This is a genomic window from Methanoculleus formosensis, assembly GCF_025384765.1.
In the GTDB taxonomy this organism is placed as follows: domain Archaea; phylum Halobacteriota; class Methanomicrobia; order Methanomicrobiales; family Methanoculleaceae; genus Methanoculleus; species Methanoculleus formosensis.
Genome location: NZ_VHLL01000005.1, coordinates 19,398 through 34,799, shown reverse-complemented (window position 1 = coordinate 34,799; position 15,402 = coordinate 19,398). Strand labels below are relative to the sequence as shown.

The 15,402-nt window shown below is 62.3% G+C and carries 14 protein-coding genes and 1 tRNA gene; 6 read left to right on the top strand and 9 right to left on the bottom strand.

Annotated elements, in window-relative coordinates; all coding sequences use genetic code 11:
* Nucleotide 1: 1 nt before the first annotated feature.
* Both malQ and glgP read left to right on the top strand, forming a co-directional pair.
* Complete coding sequence (gene malQ, locus FKB36_RS09375; RefSeq protein ID WP_261597797.1) at nt 2-1,498, top strand: 4-alpha-glucanotransferase; 1,497 nt, start codon at nt 2-4, stop codon at nt 1,496-1,498.
* Between the two features lie 246 nt (nt 1,499-1,744).
* Nucleotides 1,745-3,988 (top strand): alpha-glucan family phosphorylase, encoded by a 2,244-nt coding sequence (gene glgP / locus FKB36_RS09370; RefSeq protein ID WP_261597796.1) that lies wholly within the window; start codon nt 1,745-1,747, stop codon nt 3,986-3,988.
* 4 nt (nt 3,989-3,992) lie between these two features.
* On the opposite strand, the gene FKB36_RS09365 is transcribed toward glgP, so the two are convergent.
* The 3 genes from FKB36_RS09365 to FKB36_RS09355 form a co-directional block, all read right to left on the bottom strand.
* Nucleotides 3,993-4,289 carry a hypothetical protein gene (locus tag FKB36_RS09365; protein WP_261597795.1) on the bottom strand — a complete coding sequence of 99 codons (297 nt, stop codon included), beginning with the start codon at nt 4,287-4,289 and terminating at the stop codon, nt 3,993-3,995.
* Between the two features lie 263 nt (nt 4,290-4,552).
* A complete protein-coding gene (locus tag FKB36_RS09360; protein ID WP_261597794.1) occupies nt 4,553-5,281 on the bottom strand; it encodes a roadblock/LC7 domain-containing protein in 729 nt (242 codons plus the stop codon).
* Between the two features lie 44 nt (nt 5,282-5,325).
* On the bottom strand, nt 5,326-5,754 hold the full coding sequence (locus FKB36_RS09355) for a HAMP domain-containing protein (RefSeq protein WP_261597793.1): 429 nt from the start codon (nt 5,752-5,754) through the stop codon (nt 5,326-5,328).
* 381 nt (nt 5,755-6,135) lie between these two features.
* Between FKB36_RS09355 and FKB36_RS09350 the strand changes: the two genes are divergently transcribed.
* The gene (locus FKB36_RS09350; RefSeq protein ID WP_261597792.1) at nt 6,136-6,729 is read left to right on the top strand and encodes a DUF2121 domain-containing protein; all 594 of its coding nucleotides are present in this window, start codon (nt 6,136-6,138) and stop codon (nt 6,727-6,729) included.
* 72 nt (nt 6,730-6,801) lie between these two features.
* On the opposite strand, the gene eif1A is transcribed toward FKB36_RS09350, so the two are convergent.
* Nucleotides 6,802-7,119 carry a translation initiation factor eIF-1A gene (eif1A, locus tag FKB36_RS09345; protein WP_261597918.1) on the bottom strand — a complete coding sequence of 106 codons (318 nt, stop codon included), beginning with the start codon at nt 7,117-7,119 and terminating at the stop codon, nt 6,802-6,804.
* 319 nt (nt 7,120-7,438) lie between these two features.
* Here eif1A and FKB36_RS09340 point away from each other — a divergent pair, with 319 nt between their 5' ends.
* Together FKB36_RS09340 and FKB36_RS09335 are read left to right on the top strand one after the other, a co-directional pair.
* Nucleotides 7,439-7,699, top strand: coding sequence for an RNA recognition motif domain-containing protein (locus tag FKB36_RS09340; protein ID WP_261597791.1), 261 nt, complete (start codon nt 7,439-7,441; stop codon nt 7,697-7,699).
* A gap of 346 nt (nt 7,700-8,045) precedes the next feature.
* A complete protein-coding gene (locus FKB36_RS09335; RefSeq protein WP_261597790.1) occupies nt 8,046-8,300 on the top strand; it encodes a DUF2795 domain-containing protein in 255 nt (84 codons plus the stop codon).
* A 33-nt stretch (nt 8,301-8,333) separates the two neighbouring features.
* On the opposite strand, the gene FKB36_RS09330 is transcribed toward FKB36_RS09335, so the two are convergent.
* From FKB36_RS09330 to FKB36_RS09320, 3 genes are all read right to left on the bottom strand, one after another.
* Nucleotides 8,334-8,822 (bottom strand): SAM-dependent methyltransferase, encoded by a 489-nt coding sequence (locus tag FKB36_RS09330; protein WP_261597789.1) that lies wholly within the window; start codon nt 8,820-8,822, stop codon nt 8,334-8,336.
* Between the two features lie 136 nt (nt 8,823-8,958).
* Nucleotides 8,959-9,043: transfer RNA gene (locus FKB36_RS09325), tRNA-Leu, on the bottom strand.
* A gap of 86 nt (nt 9,044-9,129) precedes the next feature.
* Complete coding sequence (locus FKB36_RS09320) at nt 9,130-10,833, bottom strand: AMP-binding protein (RefSeq protein ID WP_261597788.1); 1,704 nt, start codon at nt 10,831-10,833, stop codon at nt 9,130-9,132.
* 129 nt (nt 10,834-10,962) lie between these two features.
* Between FKB36_RS09320 and FKB36_RS09315 the strand changes: the two genes are divergently transcribed.
* Nucleotides 10,963-11,517 carry a TATA-box-binding protein gene (locus tag FKB36_RS09315; RefSeq protein ID WP_261597787.1) on the top strand — a complete coding sequence of 185 codons (555 nt, stop codon included), beginning with the start codon at nt 10,963-10,965 and terminating at the stop codon, nt 11,515-11,517.
* Nucleotides 11,518-11,989: 472 nt separating this feature from the next.
* On the opposite strand, the gene FKB36_RS09310 is transcribed toward FKB36_RS09315, so the two are convergent.
* Nucleotides 11,990-14,719, bottom strand: a complete 2,730-nt coding sequence (locus tag FKB36_RS09310; RefSeq protein ID WP_261597786.1) for a DEAD/DEAH box helicase — start codon at nt 14,717-14,719, stop codon at nt 11,990-11,992.
* Nucleotides 14,667-15,401, bottom strand: a complete 735-nt coding sequence (locus FKB36_RS09305) for a metallophosphoesterase (RefSeq protein WP_261597785.1) — start codon at nt 15,399-15,401, stop codon at nt 14,667-14,669. The genes FKB36_RS09310 and FKB36_RS09305 overlap by 53 nt, the downstream gene beginning before the upstream one ends.
* Between the last annotated feature and the right edge of the window lies 1 nt (nt 15,402).

Below are 15,402 nucleotides of genomic sequence, written 5' to 3'. Positions count from 1 at the left end.
GATGAACAGGCGGAGCAGCGGGGTTCTCCTGCACATAACGTCGCTGCCGTCGGCATACGGGATCGGGGATCTCGGGCCCGCGGCGCACCGGTTCGCGGACCTCCTCAGCACTACCGGGCAGCGCTACTGGCAGATCCTCCCGCTCAACCCGACGTGCCCGGAGTTCGCCAACTCACCCTACCAGGGCACCTCGGCGTTCGCGGGGAACACCTGGGTCATCAGCCCCGAGCAGATGGTCGCGGACGGCTTCCTCGCCCCGGAAGACATCGCAGACCCACCGGAATTTCCCATAGACCGGGTCGACTATCGTGTGGTTCTCGACTACAAGAACGGCCTCTTCGATCGGGCGTTCGAGCGGTTCAAGGGACATGAGGGCGATTTTCGTTACGAGGATTTTGCGGCCGGCAGCACGTCGTGGCTCAACGATTACGCCATCTTCGTCGCTCTCAAGGAGCGGTTCTCCGGGAAAGTCTGGAGCGATTGGCCGGCCGGGATCCGGGACCGGCACGAAGGGGCGCTCGAAAAACACGGCACGGAACTTGCCGACCGGATCTTCCGGGAGAAGTTTCTCCAGTATGTCTTCGACCGCCAGTGGCAGGCGCTGAAAGTCCACTGCCGTGCACGCCACCTCCAGGTCATCGGGGACATCCCCATCTACCTCACCTACGACAGCGTCGACGTCTGGGCGAACCCGGGTCTCTTCAAACTCGACGAGCAGAAGAAACCGACCGCCGTCTCGGGCGTGCCCCCGGATGCGTTCAGCGCTACCGGGCAACTCTGGGGGAACCCTGTCTACAACTGGGACGCGCACCGGGAGCAGGGGTTCGCGTGGTGGGAGAGCCGGATCGAACGCACCCTCGCCCTCGTCGACCGGCTGCGCCTCGACCATTTCCGGGGGTTCGTGCAGTACTGGGAGGTGCCTGCCGGGGATGAGACCGCAGAGAACGGGCGCTGGGTCGATGCCCCCGGCCGGGATCTCTTCACCCTGCTTGTGCGGAGCAGGCCGTGCCTCCCTATCATCGCCGAAGACCTCGGCTACATTACCCCCGATGTCCACGAGATGATGGCCTACTTCGGGTTCGCGGGGATGAAGGTCCTGACCTTCGGTTTCTCCGGCGACGTCGCAGAGAACCCTCACGCGCCGCATAACATCACACGGGACTGTGTCGCCTACACGGGGACGCACGACAACAACACCATCCGGGGCTGGTTCGAGCACGAGACCTCCGACGACCAGAAGGACCTGCTCTTCCGCTACATCGGGGGGCGGGTCGGCGCCGACCAGGTACACCGGATCCTCATCCGTCTCGCGATGCTCTCCCCTGCCAGCACCGTCATCGTCCCGATACAGGACATCCTCGGCCTCGGGGAGGAGGCGCGGATGAACCGGCCGGGCACGACGGAGGGGAACTGGGAGTGGCGGCTCCGGCCGGATCAAGCGGGGGAGGACGCCCTCCGGGAGTTCACCGAGGCGACGGGGATATACGGAAGGAGGTGAAGCTGCCCGGCTCCGCGATCGAAAGTGGTGCACCCGCGCAGGAGGCCCCTGCGACCCCGGAGCAGCGTCCACCCACCCTGCTCCGGGGGCGAAGACACGATGCACCGGGTTAAGTTCTCCGGCTCCCATATTCCTCAAGAGGCTTTTAATGTCCTGTTTTTCTCATTTTTCCAATAGTTTGAAAAAATCCGTAAACATATATAATAATAAACCCGAGATTACACAATTCAACAGGGGATAGAATTCATGGGGGATTCACTACACGATCAGTTTGCCCACGTTCCGGAACGGATCTCCGGGCTCGTCGACCTCGCATACAACCTCTGGTGGAGCTGGAACGCAGAGGCCCGGATACTCTTCAAGCAGGTGAACCAGCAGGCATGGAAGGCAAGCGTCCATAACCCGGTCCGGATGCTCCGGGAGATACCGGTCGAGTTCCTGAACCGGGCGGCCGAGAACCCCGCCTATCTTCACCGCTACGATATCGTCATGCGCCGGTTCAAACGCTACATGACCGCCAATGGAACCTGGTTCTCACAGGAGTTCCCCGACCAGCCGAGACTTGCGATCGCCTATTTCTCGGCTGAATACGGGCTCCACCACTCGCTTCCCTTCTACGCGGGGGGGCTTGGATTCCTCGCCGGCGACCACCTGAAAGAGGCGAGCGACCTCGGTCTCCCGATGGTTGCCGTCGGGTTCATGTACTCGCAGGGCTACCTGCACCAGCACATCAACCCCGACGGCTGGCAGGAGGGGATTACCGAACCGGTCGACCGCACCGCGGCGCCGATCACCCGGGTGCTCGATGCGTCCGGCGAAGACCTGGTGGTCCGGGTCCCGCATATCGACCCGCCCATCTATGTCGGCGTCTGGAAGGTCCAGGTCGGCAAGGTGCCGCTCTACCTCCTGGATACGGATATCCCCTGCAACGACGCCCATAACCGGGGCATATCCTCCCGGCTCTACACGGGAGACCTGGAACAGCGCCTCCGCCAGGAGATCGTCCTCGGCATCGGCGGGAGAAAAGTGCTTCACACCCTCGGCATCGAGTACTCGGCGGTGCACCTGAACGAAGGCCACCCGGCGTTTGCGCTGCTCGAACGTATCCGGGAGCGGGTCGAGGGGGGGATGGACTTCGAGGAGGCTTTCCGCGAGGTGCGGGCGACATCGATCTTCACCACGCATACGCCCGTCCCGGCGGGCCACGACGTATTCCCCGTAGACCTCATCGACCGTTACTTCAGGACTTACTACCCGTCGCTCGGCATTGACCGGACCCGGTTCCTGCAGCTCGGTGTCCACCCCGAGAACCCCGGCGCAGGCTTCAACATGACCGCGTTCGCCCTGCGCGCTTCGGCGCACCACAACGGGGTTTCGTGCGCGAACGGGACCGTCACCCGGCAGATGTGGAACTGCCTGTGGCCGGAGATGCCCGAGACGATGGTGCCAATCGACCACGTCACCAACGGCGTCCATCTCCCGACCTGGCTGAACCACCGGGTCAAGGACCTCTACGACCGCTACATCGGGCCGACCTCTCCCGACTGGCTCTCGGAGCATGACGACCCGGCGGTCTGGGAACTCATCGATGAAGTTCCGGACGATGAACTCTGGGACGTCCATCTCCACCTGAAGGGGAAACTCATCCACCGGATCCGGGAGCGGGAGCGAATTAAATGGGCGACACACAGCAGAGGGACGTCAAACCCTGCGGCTGAAGGGGCGTTCCTCAATCCCTCCGTCCTGACGATCGGGTTTGCCCGGCGGTTTTCGACCTACAAGCGGGCACACCTCATCTTTGAGGACCTCGACCGGTTGAAGCGCATCCTGAACAACCCCTGGTACCCCGTCCAGATCGTCTTCGCCGGCAAGGCCCACCCGAACGACAACGACGGCAAGCGCGTGCTCCAGATGATCTACCGTTACGCGCAGCAGCCCGAGTTCGGGGGACGTATCGCGTTCGTCGAGGACTACGGCGAGCAGGTGGCCCAGTACCTGGTTCACGGCGTCGACGTCTGGCTGAACAACCCCCTGCCCCCGATGGAGGCGAGCGGGACGAGCGGGATGAAGGCGTCGCTCAACGGGGTGTTGAACCTCTCCATCCTGGACGGGTGGTGGATTGAGGGTTACAACGGCAGAAACGGATGGGCGTTCGGGGAAGCGGCGACCGACCGTGAGGCGAGGAATACCGTCGACGCGGCGGCGATCTATGATCTCCTGGAGAAGGAGGTCGTCCCGCTCTACTACGATCGCTCGATAGACGATATCCCCCACGGCTGGGTGAAGATGATGAAAGAGTCGATCAAGAGCAACGCCCCCCGGTTCTCGTCCCGCCGGATGGTGAAAGAGTACGCTACCCGGTACTATCCCTCGTTCCTGGCGGCCGCGGGGGCGGCATATGCCCGGACCCCGGCGGCGGAATCCCGGCGACTGCCGACCTGGGGACCGCGGGTGCAGGGAACGGGAGCAGACGATCCCTCCTCCCCGTGAGCGACTATGGGGAGGACTCCCTGCCGGTCCCGGGGCGGGTGCCTTTCCGGGAGCCGCGCTTTTCATGCGGGGATCTCCCGCCGGTCCGTGCAACGCGCCTCCGTGTCTCTTCATCGGCGGCCTGAAGCCCTCGTGCTTCGTGCGGCGCCCGGCCTCCGGCGCTCGCGACCCGCCGCCGGGTCTCGGCGCTTGCAGCCTGGAGGCCCCGCTCGGCGTGCGGCGCCCTGCCCCCGGCACTTGCGACCCGTTGACGGGTCGCTTCGTCTGCGGATGCAAGGCCCCGTTTCCTCATCCGCGTCATCGGACGCCTCCTGCACCCGGTGCATGATTCTGTCCTCTTCCGCGTGGCCGATTGGACGCTCCCGGATTGTGAGACGGGAGTCCTGCCCCTCTCGCCCTCGTGCTCTTCCCTGCCGTCATCCGTCTCTCTCCCCGAGGGGCGGGTGAATGGGGCAACTCTTATAAAAGGGTTATTCTGCCGCTAAAACAACAAAATACTGCTGGATCAAGTGAGAAGACCCACCGGGACGGATGGGCATTTCAGGGATTCTCTGCGGGGTATGCTTATACCCCGCCCTGGATCTCCCTGATCATCCGCCGTACCTGGCCGAGTTGTACCTCCGGTCGGGTAACGATGCAGAGATGCTCATCGCCACAGGGAGCAACAACGATGTTTCCACCGCGGTAAAAGAGTGTCATCTGTACGAGTGCCCCGTTCGACGGCACAGCCGGTTGCAGGCGACGCACCCACCGGAGCAGTTCCTCGGCAAAGGCGACGGTATAGTCGGCATCGATCTTCCCGACCGATGAGGTGCAGAGGCCATCGGCAAAACAGGCAACGGCGGTCACCCCGGGTTGCCGGAGCAGCGCTCCGAACGAGTCGGATTCTTCTTCACAAGAGGCAACGGCGGCTACAGCATCTTCACGATCCGCGGTTTCGGCCGCGTTATCTTCCTGCCTCTCGTTCTCCGCGATCTCGGGCTGCAGGAGGGCCTGCATCTCTGCAGATACGGTAAGAGCTTCCTGCATCTCCCGGGGCTCGTACCGGAAGAGGCCGAAGTCGAGGATCGGCTGGCTGCCGAAGTACTTCAGCGCCGACCCCCCGCTCAGGGATTTCAGCGGGTGCATGAACTGCGCGGCAAGAGGCTCCCCCTTCTGCACCAGCATGAATCCCTCCCCGTCCTGCATCCTGATCCGCACCACTCCGGAAAAACGGGTCGTGTGGGAGAAGATCCACGGGAGCGGCGCCTGCATCTCCCCGATGGCCGTTCCATCCGGCAATTCATCCGTCATTCGCAACCCTGCCCGACCGCATCCAATTTCACCACCCGTTTCTCCTACTCAGCGTCGTCCCTGGCAAGGGTGTCGAGGATCCTGTAGGAGTTGATCAGGCGGTTGAACGCGACTGCAAGTTCGCCGATCTCGTCGTTGCTCGTCACCGTGATCTCGACGTTTGTGAGATCGCCCTGGCTTGCACTGGTCGCGGCCTTCGCGAGCTGTTCGACGGGGTTCGTGATGCTCTTTGCAAGGAAAAAACTCCACATGAAGACCACGAGGACCGTGAGCACGGTCATGATGATGATGCTGTTCTGCAGACCGAACGTGGCGATGACGCTCCCGGCATCCCCCGCCGAGACGATCCCGAGCAGGAAGATGGGGATGACTGCAACGGTGAGCATGCTCGCCATAAGTTTGTAGAACATCGGGATCTGGATGGTGAGGCCGTCCTGAAGCACCCCGATCTCCTGTGAGAAGGATTCAGCCATGAGAGAGTATTTACCTATTTTATTATATTAAGTTATTTATTGTCAAAAATTGATGAATGGTTAGAATATCGGATTCTAATTGATCTACATAACCATTACGCGATTTAAGTCATTTTTATGCAACTTTAAACATAATATCCTGGATTCCTGAAAATCACGGCTTCCTTGAACTCCGGTATATACATACACATGAGGATTGTTCACCCCTATGCTGCAATCCATGAATTTTATTTCACGCGCAGGCCCGCCCGGCATCCTGCCGGGAGGCGACCTTCGGCATGAAACGGCTACCCGGTGTGGCATCGACAGATTGATACGGTTATGGGGGAGTTGGGGTGACTGCAGCCTCCCGCCCCGTGCCGGAGGCTCCGGGTCCATGGTATGACGCTTGTGATTGCTTTCATCGGGGAACAGGGCGCCGTAATGGCGGGAGATATGCGGGAGATCGCATTCGGAGGGGACGAACTCCTCATTGAAGAGTTGGAGCGCGAACTCTACAGCGGTTCGATCTCCTCCGACAACGACCTCACGGAGCGGGCGGACGCGATCGGGGTGACGATCCGTCTCAGGGACGACAAAACCAAGGTCATGCAGCGGGACGGGGTGCTCGTCGGCGAGGTGACCGAGACGGAGGGGGCGAGCGTCCGCTGCAGGAGGCTCTACGCTGCGAAGGGGAACTACGCGATAGCCGAGCTCGTCGACTCGCGGCTGCGGGTGATACAGAAGGGGAGAGCAAGCAACTTCGTGGTGCTCGGAAACGATATCACGAAGAGGGTCGCTGACCGGTGCATCCGGGAGATGTGGGAAGGGGGGACGGTCCAGGATGCCCTGCGCCTCATCATGCTCACCATGCAGATAGCGGCGGGCGTTACAGCGTCGGTGAGCAGAACGTTCGTGCTGGTGCATACCGATACCGCAGCGGATATATCAAACGCTATCGCTAACGATTCCCGAGAAGGAAAAAACCCGGATTAAGTCCGCCCCCGATCAGGTATGGGCCCTGTCGGAAGGCGACGATACCTCAGCCCGCGTGCAAAATGCAGAGGGTTACTGGCTGAGGTAGTTGTGCTTCTTGAGCCAGTCTACCTGAGGCTTGATGTACCGGTAGACGATATCGCACTTCTCGTCCTGGAAACTCCAGGGGACGACGATCAGGAGGTCACCTTCGCGTATCCAGAGCCGCTTCTTGATCTTACCCTTGATCCTTCCCGTGCGCGTGACACCATCCTCGCAGCGGACGCGGATGTGGTTTGCCCCGAGCATCAGGTCGGCCCGGGCGAATATCTCCCGGTTTCTCTTCTTCGGCAATCGTACGCGAATGATCTCTTCGCCTTCGTTGTTCTGGCTTCCTCGTGTATTTGTCAGTTAATCAACTCCCTAACAGGCGGCGGCGGATCTCGCCAAATATGTACCTGGGAGTGTATATCAATGACCCGGGTCACCATTAAAGTATCTATCCCCGGGGAGATCCACAGAACCGCGATCCCGCGGGCCGGGCGACCTTCCGGCTCAACGAGATCCCCCCCGGGATCCGGTCCTGGGGACGCCGCACCTGCACCGGGAACGCATGATCCCGGCACCGGATGAGACCACCTGCCGGGAGCGATGACCCCAAACCGCTCTCCGGTTTTTCGTCCGAAGAATAATTAAGGTTTGAGCGTACATCTGTGAAGAGGATCTTTGAATGGAAAGCAACAAGCTGTACGTCGGTAACCTCACCTACTCGGTAAATGAAGAGCAACTGAAAGAACTGTTCAGCCAGTATGGGACGGTAAGTGACGTCAGAGTCATCGAGCGCAAAGGGTTCGGGTTCGTCGAGATGTCCAGCCCCGAAGAGGCTGAGGCAGCAAAGGAAGCCCTGAACGACACCGTATTCGAAGGCCGCACCCTGAAGATCGACGAGGCTCGGCCCCCGAGACCGCGAAGCGACTTCAGGCGGTATTAGACACCCCTCAAGAACAGTACTCTGAATATCCCACATTTTTGAAGAGTCGGGGTTCCTGCGAACCTCATCTCTGATTGTCGGTATGGACGGTTCCGTATCTGCTGTCGCTGTAGTTGTCCCGCCGTACGCGACCGGCCCCGGGATGCCGCCTCTCCCCCGGGATTGCGCAAGAGGACGAACTGCCCGCCCGCCCGGCACAGCCGTCACCACCCCCTGCACGAAATGCTCTCTCGATAAATTGCAGGCATTTTCGCATTTAACGACGGCAACTTTTTTATTCGATCATGACCATGGGGCAGCCCTGTGTCCCGTGATGCGGGATGCAGGTAAAAAGGTGGTGAGAACTATGGCAGAAGAGAGACCTTCAGTCAAAGGCGGCATGGCCTCTGCAGCACAGGCGTCCTCCGTCCAGGAACTGAGTGCATCCGCATTCCAGAAGTACCTCGGCGGCATGGACTACCCGGCCGGGAAGCAGGACCTGATCAGCCACGCACGGGGTAAGAACGCACCCGACGCGGTGATCCAGGTCCTCGAGATGTTCCAGGACAAGTCCTTCAACTCCGCGGCGGAAGTGAGCCAGGAGTTCGGCAGGGTCAAATAACCCTGCTTTTTTTGCCGGTCGCGATTCCCTGTATCACTTCTCGAAGGTGAACTCCGCCGCCCAGTCGAACCCCTCGTTCTCTTCGTACCACTGCGACCAGTGAGACGACCAGGCAGGTACAACCGCATCCCTGACCCGTTCGGTGGCCGGGAGGTAGGGTTTGATGTCCAGCACCGGCGTCGCGTCGTCGGCATCGATATACGCGACCCTGATGGTGCCCGCCGTGGTATCGAGACCGATGACCGGGACGACCGAGAGCGCGATCGGGTTCGGCCGGACGGGGGATCGGGTGGCGAAGACCCCGATCGTCTCCGGGCCCTTTGTATACGGTTTTTTGCAGACCGTCTCGCCCCGGCACTCCGGTATATCGACCCGGTCGCCCCACCAGAGCACGACGATATGGCTGAACCCCTCCAGTCCCTGGAGCGCGGGCCGGAACCGCCCGGCAACCTCGATCAAGAACGATTCGCTTTCGGCATGCACGATACCGACTGGCTTTACGGTGAAGGTGCGCGTATCCATGACTCAGGGTTGGCACAGGAGGATAAATAGGGCCTGAGTCTCCCCCGGGGGAGAGTTCCGAGACCGCCGGGGAGTATACCGTCAGGATGAACCCGCGGTGAGAAACCGGCGGAATACAAACAACTCAAAAAACGTATGCGAGAGGCCGGATTCGAACCGGCGAACTCCTACGAGACCAGGCCCTGAACCTGGCGCCTTTGACCTGGCTTGGCAACTCTCGCGCGATTCTGTGGCGAACCCCCGCCGTTGGTGTGTCCCGGCGTTCCTCGCGCCTAATACTGTAGCATCTCCAACAAAATAAAGGTAATTACTCCCGGCACCCTCCGGTCTCGGGGGAGTTGTGGGAGTTGTTGTCCATAAACCGCCGCATCTCCAGTTCGCGCAGTTCGTGCCGCCTGATCTTGCCGGAGATCGTCTTCGGGAGCGACTCCACGAACTCGATCAGGCGCGGGTATTTGTACGGCGCCGTCACGCGCTTGACCTGCTTCTGGATGTCCTTCACGAGCGACTCCGTGGGCCGGTACCCGGGCTTCAAGACGATGAAGGCCTTGACGACCAGCCCGCGGAGCACATCGGGCGACCCGACGACCGCCGCTTCCTGCACGGCCGGGTGCTCCATGAGGGCGCTCTCGACCTCGAACGGCCCGATCCGGTAGCCAGAGGATTTGATGACGTCGTCGTCGCGCCCGATGAACCAGAAGTAGCCGTCTTCATCCATATAGGCCTTGTCGCCGGTGAAGTAGAACCCGTTCGAGAAGACCTTGCAGTTCTCTTCTTTGTTATTGAGGTAACCGGAAAAGAGCCCGACCGGCCGGGGATCGACCTTGATCGCGATCCGCCCCTCCTCCCCGACGCCCACCGGGTTGCCATCGTCGTCGAGGAGCGCGATATGCCAGCCCGGCATCGGCCTTCCCATCGAGCCGGGCTTGGGCTTCATGCCGGGGAGCGTCCCGATGCAGAGCACCGTCTCGGTCTGGCCGTAGCCCTCGTAGATCGTCTTCCCGGTCCCCTCCTCCCATGCCCGGATCACCTCGGGGTTGAGGGCTTCGCCGGCGCTGCAGCAGTGGCGCATGTCCGCGAGGTCGAACTTATCGAGGTCGGCCAGGATCAGCATCCGGTAGATGGTCGGGGGGCAGCAGAACGTCGTGACCCCGTACTTCTCCAGCAGCGGGAGGATCTCGGTGGCATGGAACCGGCCCCGGATGTCGTAGACGAAGATGCACGCGCCGACGATCCACTGACCGAAGAGTTTCCCCCACGCGCTCTTCCCCCACCCGGTATCGGAGAGGGTGAGATGGAGGTCGTTCGGGTGCAGGTCGTGCCACAGCTGCGCGGTGACGAGGTGCCCGAGCGGGTAGGAGTGGTCGTGGACCACCATCTTCGGCTCGCCGGTGGTGCCGGAGGTGAAGAAGATCAGTAGCGGATCCGTCGACCGGGTCCGGCGCATCCCCGGGAGGTTCACCAGTTTGTGCGAGCAGGGCGCGGGGTAGTCGAGTTCGACGGGGTAGCTGACCCACCCGTCCCGCACGCCGTCGATCATCAGCCGGACGGCGAGCGTGGGGCATTCCTCGCGGATCTCCTCGACCTTCTCCGCGTGCTCCGCCATGGTGATGATCATCCTGATCTCGGCCGCCTGGATGCGGTACTCCAGGTCCTTGGGGGTCAGCATCGTCGTCGCGGGGCAGTAGACTGCGCCGAGCTTGATGAGCGCGATGACGAAGATCCACCATTCCGGCGTCCGGGGAAGCATCAGCATCACCCGGTCGCCCTTCTTGATACCGTACTTCAGGCAGATGTTGACGGCCTGGTTCGAGAGGCGCATGAGGTCGAAGAAGGTGTATTTCTTCTCGTTTCCTTTCTGGTCGACCCAGATCATCGCCAGTTTGTTCCGGTCCTTCTTCGCCCACGCGTCGATCACGTCGAAGCCGAAGTTATAGTATTCAGGGACGTCTATCTTGAAGCCGGCACATAGGTCCTCGTAGGACGGCGGTTTTTGTTCTTCATCAGCCATAACGCGATCACTAGAACGTTGCGCGTTTATGGTTTATAGCATTCACGAAGTTGAAGCGGGCCCCAGAATCCGGGATGGGCATAAAGATTACCCATTAGTATTATGGTTCAAAAAATGATACTCATATCGATGGCAGAGAAGGGATACGAGTCACTGAAAATTGAGAACATCGTTGCCTCAGGGGTGATTGCCGACTCAATCGACCTCGAAAGTGTATCTGAGAAAATAAAAAACTGCGAATTGAATACAAAGAGGTTCCCCGGGGCGGTCTACCGCATCGAAAACCCCAAGATCGCATCCCTGATATTCTCCTCAGGAAAAGTGGTGCTTACCGGAATCAGGAAGAAATCCGACCTCCGGCCGGGCCTGGAGATCATCATGAACTCACTGCGGGACGCCGGTGTCGATACCTACGATGTGCCGCAGGTTGCGATCACGAACATGGTCTGCTCGTATGACATGGGCAGGTACATCAACCTGAACAAGGTGGTCATCACCCTCAACCTCGAGAACATCGAGTATGAGCCCGAGCAGTTCCCGGGGCTTGTCTACCGCATCGAGGACCCGAAGATCGTCGCCCTTCTCTTCAGTTCCGGCAAGATCATCTTGACCGGCGGGAAGAATATCGAAGATATCAAGAGAGGCCTCGATTTCCTGGAGCAGCGGCTCGAAAATATCATGTGAGGCTGTTTTTTCCGTTACGTTCTTTTTGCCGGGGGCAGAGGCCCCCTGATTTTTTAGGCGGGTCTGGTTCGCCTATCAGGGCATCCTGCCTGTATGTGCCCGTTATATCCGCATCCGATGGCGCTCGTGCTCCAGGCGTGCCGTCGATCTGGATCAAGAGCGCCGTTCTTCGAAGCGTCGCAACTCCCGTGCACGGCTTTCGTGGGGATATCGCCATTGGGGGAGGGGCTGACGGGGAGGGGGGAGCATCCCCCCTCCCCTGTCTCTACCCTGTAAGGCTATGCCTGTGCCCCCCACCCCGCCCGCGCTTCGCGCTCCTCCCCCGCCCCCTGGGGCGGGGGCAGTGCATGGCGATACTCCCACGGTCCACTTTACCAGGTTTTTTCCTGGTTTCCGCCGTCACCCCAGGTCTCACAGGCTTATCCCCAAAAAGCCACCGCCAGGTGCGCCTCACGCGCCCGCAGAACCCCCATTACCAATACCTATGCGTCTTCACGTAGTTCCGCTCGGCCTTGAGGATCTCCCGGTAGAAGGCGTCCCCTTCGGTCAGGGTCGCGAGGATCCTTGAGGCCGCCTCCGGCCCGACGCCTTTTGCCGCGAGGGCGGTCACCGCCTTCTTCCCGCTCGATAAGACGATGTTTGCGCTCCGGAGAAACCGGACCTCGATCGCCCGCTCCTCCTCGGACTTGTTCTTCTTCTTCACCGCCGGGATGAGGTCCTCGTCCCAGGGTTTCAGCGCCGCGATGAGGCGGGCGTTGCAGAGGGGGCACTGGGGCTTATCGGGGACGCGCTCGATGACCGTCCGGCTCTTCCACTTCCGGCAGTGCATGCAGAAGAGGACGACCTCCTCCTTCTCAAGGCGGCGCATCAGCGTCCCGATCACCGCCTGGTCGACCATCGGCGGCGGGATCATGTCCCGCGAGGACGAGAGCCCCTCGCTCCCGAGCGGGCTTAACCGCCCTGTGGTAACGGCGATGCGGCCGTCGCGGACCGACGAGAGGATCTCCTCCGCCGCGTCCGTGTCCATGGAGGTGCTGAAGAGCTCGCGGTAGGCCTCGGTCGCGATGACCGTGCCGTCGAAGAGGTCGATGAGCCGGTGGATGCTGAACCGCTCGTAGTCGGCGTCCGCGTCGATGGCGCCGAACTTCTTCGCCACCTGCACGAGCTTCCACTTGAAGAGCGCCGTCCGTTTCAGGGCGAGTTTCAGGACCCCGGAGAGGTGCTCGGGTTCGAGCGCCGCAAGGGTCTCCTGCACCTCCAGTGCCCGGACATGGGAGGGGAGGCGCAGGAGGAACCGGTAGGCCCCGACCTCGATCCCGACGGTCGTCCCGTAGCGGGCAGAGAGGAGGACCGAGAGCGCCCGGGCCAGCGCCTCGTTCGCCTTGTGCCCGCCGCAGACGTTGCAGACCACGCCTTCGTCCGCGTTCTCGAGGGTGATGAGGCGGTCGGTGGGAACCGGGTAGTTGCCAGCGTCCATCCGGGAGATGAACCGCTCCGCGTAGGCTATCCCCGCCGGGATATCGGAGTAGCGGCCGAACGCCCGTGTCCTCCTGAGCGCCCCGACCTCCCGGGCAACGGCGAACGGCACCGGGATCTGCTCGCCCTCCCACGACGGGACCTCGCCTTTCGCCTTCGTGGCCGGCTCGACCGTGATCCTGCCCCCCTCCATATCGAGCACCCGCCAGAGCTGCCCCTTCGTGATGAAGACCGCGCCGGTGTGCATCCACCCGAGGACGAACGACTCGTCGAGTGTCCCGACGGTGCGGCGCGAGACCATATCGAAGATCTCCATCTTGCGCTCGTCGTGGATCATCGAGAGATTCTCGATGAGGTAGCGGCGAGCCCGGCCCGTCCGGACGATCCGGGTCCCGTCGATCCGGATCAGTCGGTGCTCCGTCATCTGACGGCAGACGTCGTCGAGGAGCGACCCATACCCCGCAAAGACGTTCGACCGTTCGATCATCGCCCGGACGCGGGAGATCTCGATCTCCCCGTATTCGACCGCGATCGCCGCAACCTGGTTCGCGAGGATGTCGGCGGCGCCGGCGGGCGGGACGATCCGTTCGCACTCGTTTGCCCGTGCTCTCCGTGCGATCACGAGCGACTCCAGAAGGTCGTCGAACCCCGTTGCAAGGACGGTTCCGCGCGAGACGGCGTCGAGACGGTGGCCGGCTCGGCCGACCCGCTGCACCAGGCGCGAGACCTCCCGGGGAGAGCCGAACTGGACGACGTGCTCGATGTGGCCGATATCGATCCCGAGTTCCATCGAGGACGTCGCGATCAGCGTCCGGATCTCGCCGTTGCGGAACCGCTCCTCGGCATCGACCCTGACGTCCCGCGAGAGCGAGCCGTGGTGGACCTCGACGTCGCCGCGGGAGTAGAGGTGGTGGCCGAGCGCTTCGGCGGTCACCCTGGTGTTGACGAAGACGAGGGTGGAGCCCGGCGTGTCCAGGCACTTCCCGACGGCACGCGCCTGGGCGCCGAAGTCCTCCCCGGCGAACCGGACGCCGATATCGAGGCTGCTCGCGACCGGCACCTCGACGAGCGAGAACGGACGCTTGCCGCAGAGGTACCGGCCGATATCGTCGGGGTTCCCAACGGTCGCCGAGAGGCCGATCCGCTGGAACTCTCCCGCGTATTCGGTCAGGCGTTCGATCGCCACCGCGAGCTGTGCTCCCCGTTTGCTGTCGGCGAGCTCGTGGATCTCGTCGATGATGACGTATCTCACGTTTTTGAGGTGTTCGCGGAGGCGTTTGCCCATGAAGAGCGCCTGCAGCGACTCGGGGGTGGTGATGAGGAGGTCGGGGGCGTTCAGCGCCTGTTTGCGCCGCTCGTTCTGCGGCGTATCCCCGTGCCGGACGCCGACCGAGAGGCCGAGTTCATGGCACCACCACTCCATCCGCGCGAGGATATCCCGGTTTAGCGACCGGAGGGGCGTGATGTAGAGCGCCTTGAACCCCGCGCCGGTGGTTTCGAGGAGCCGGTCGAAGACCGGGAGCATCGCGCTCTCGGTCTTCCCCGTGCCGGTCGGCGCCACCAGGACGAGGTTTTCTCCCGCGAGGAGCCGGGGAATAGCCTGCTCCTGCGCCTCGGAGAACTCGGTGAACCCGCGCTTCCGGACGACCTCCTGCACCCGCGGGTCGAGGAGGTCAGCGGTCGTCTGCGGGGCAGAGCGTGGCCGGGGAGCCGACGTACGTGCCATCTGCGAGGAACACCTCCGCGGATCTTTCGTCTATGCACCGGGAGAGGGGGCCGAGCCCGCTCTGCCGCAATCTCCCGACGTCGATCCCGCCAGCGAACTCGTTGAAGGCCGGGACGAAGAGGAGGCGGGTGCGTTCTCCGGACGGTTCCTCGATGCCTGAGTAGAGGTAGGCCGGCCGGGCGCGTGCGGCGCACCCGACGGAGTCGATGAGCGAGACGACCGGGTGGTGGTGACCGATGACGACGAGGTGGCCGGGGAGGTCGGTGGCGGGATGGGTGTGGCCGTGGAGGTATCCGACGCCGTCGATGAGCGCGCCGTCGGCGGGCAGGAGTTCGCCGGGCTCGAGGAACCTCCCGATGCCCCCGTCGTGGTTCCCCGGGGCGACGGCGATCGGCACCCGGTCCCGGAACGACTCAAGGACGCCGGGGAGTTCCCGGTACTCCTGCCGGGTCGTCACCGGGACGTTGTGCTTGACGTCCCCGAGGAGGAGGAGGAGGTCGGGCTGTGCCTCCTCGATGCAGGCGACCACCCGGTCGGCCCGGGCGGCGCTCCGGCTCGCGATGTGGACGCCATGACGTTCGAGGCCCGATTCGATGCCCATATGCAGGTCGGCGACGACCAGCACCCGCCGGTCGCCCTCGACCAGGAGGGCAGGGCCGTTCTCTATGAAATGAAGGCGCATT

Coding starts and splice junctions, on each gene's coding strand:
- malQ (WP_261597797.1), top strand. CDS start 2: ATGAACAGGCGGAGCAGCGGGGTTCTCCTGCACATAACGTCGCTGCCG.
- glgP (WP_261597796.1), top strand. CDS start 1,745: ATGGGGGATTCACTACACGATCAGTTTGCCCACGTTCCGGAACGGATC.
- FKB36_RS09365 (WP_261597795.1), bottom strand. CDS start 4,289: ATGACGCGGATGAGGAAACGGGGCCTTGCATCCGCAGACGAAGCGACC.
- FKB36_RS09360 (WP_261597794.1), bottom strand. CDS start 5,281: ATGACGGATGAATTGCCGGATGGAACGGCCATCGGGGAGATGCAGGCG.
- FKB36_RS09355 (WP_261597793.1), bottom strand. CDS start 5,754: ATGGCTGAATCCTTCTCACAGGAGATCGGGGTGCTTCAGGACGGCCTC.
- FKB36_RS09350 (WP_261597792.1), top strand. CDS start 6,136: ATGACGCTTGTGATTGCTTTCATCGGGGAACAGGGCGCCGTAATGGCG.
- FKB36_RS09340 (WP_261597791.1), top strand. CDS start 7,439: ATGGAAAGCAACAAGCTGTACGTCGGTAACCTCACCTACTCGGTAAAT.
- FKB36_RS09335 (WP_261597790.1), top strand. CDS start 8,046: ATGGCAGAAGAGAGACCTTCAGTCAAAGGCGGCATGGCCTCTGCAGCA.
- FKB36_RS09330 (WP_261597789.1), bottom strand. CDS start 8,822: ATGGATACGCGCACCTTCACCGTAAAGCCAGTCGGTATCGTGCATGCC.
- FKB36_RS09320 (WP_261597788.1), bottom strand. CDS start 10,833: ATGGCTGATGAAGAACAAAAACCGCCGTCCTACGAGGACCTATGTGCC.
- FKB36_RS09315 (WP_261597787.1), top strand. CDS start 10,963: ATGGCAGAGAAGGGATACGAGTCACTGAAAATTGAGAACATCGTTGCC.
- FKB36_RS09310 (WP_261597786.1), bottom strand. CDS start 14,719: ATGGCACGTACGTCGGCTCCCCGGCCACGCTCTGCCCCGCAGACGACC.
- FKB36_RS09305 (WP_261597785.1), bottom strand. CDS start 15,401: ATGCGCCTTCATTTCATAGAGAACGGCCCTGCCCTCCTGGTCGAGGGC.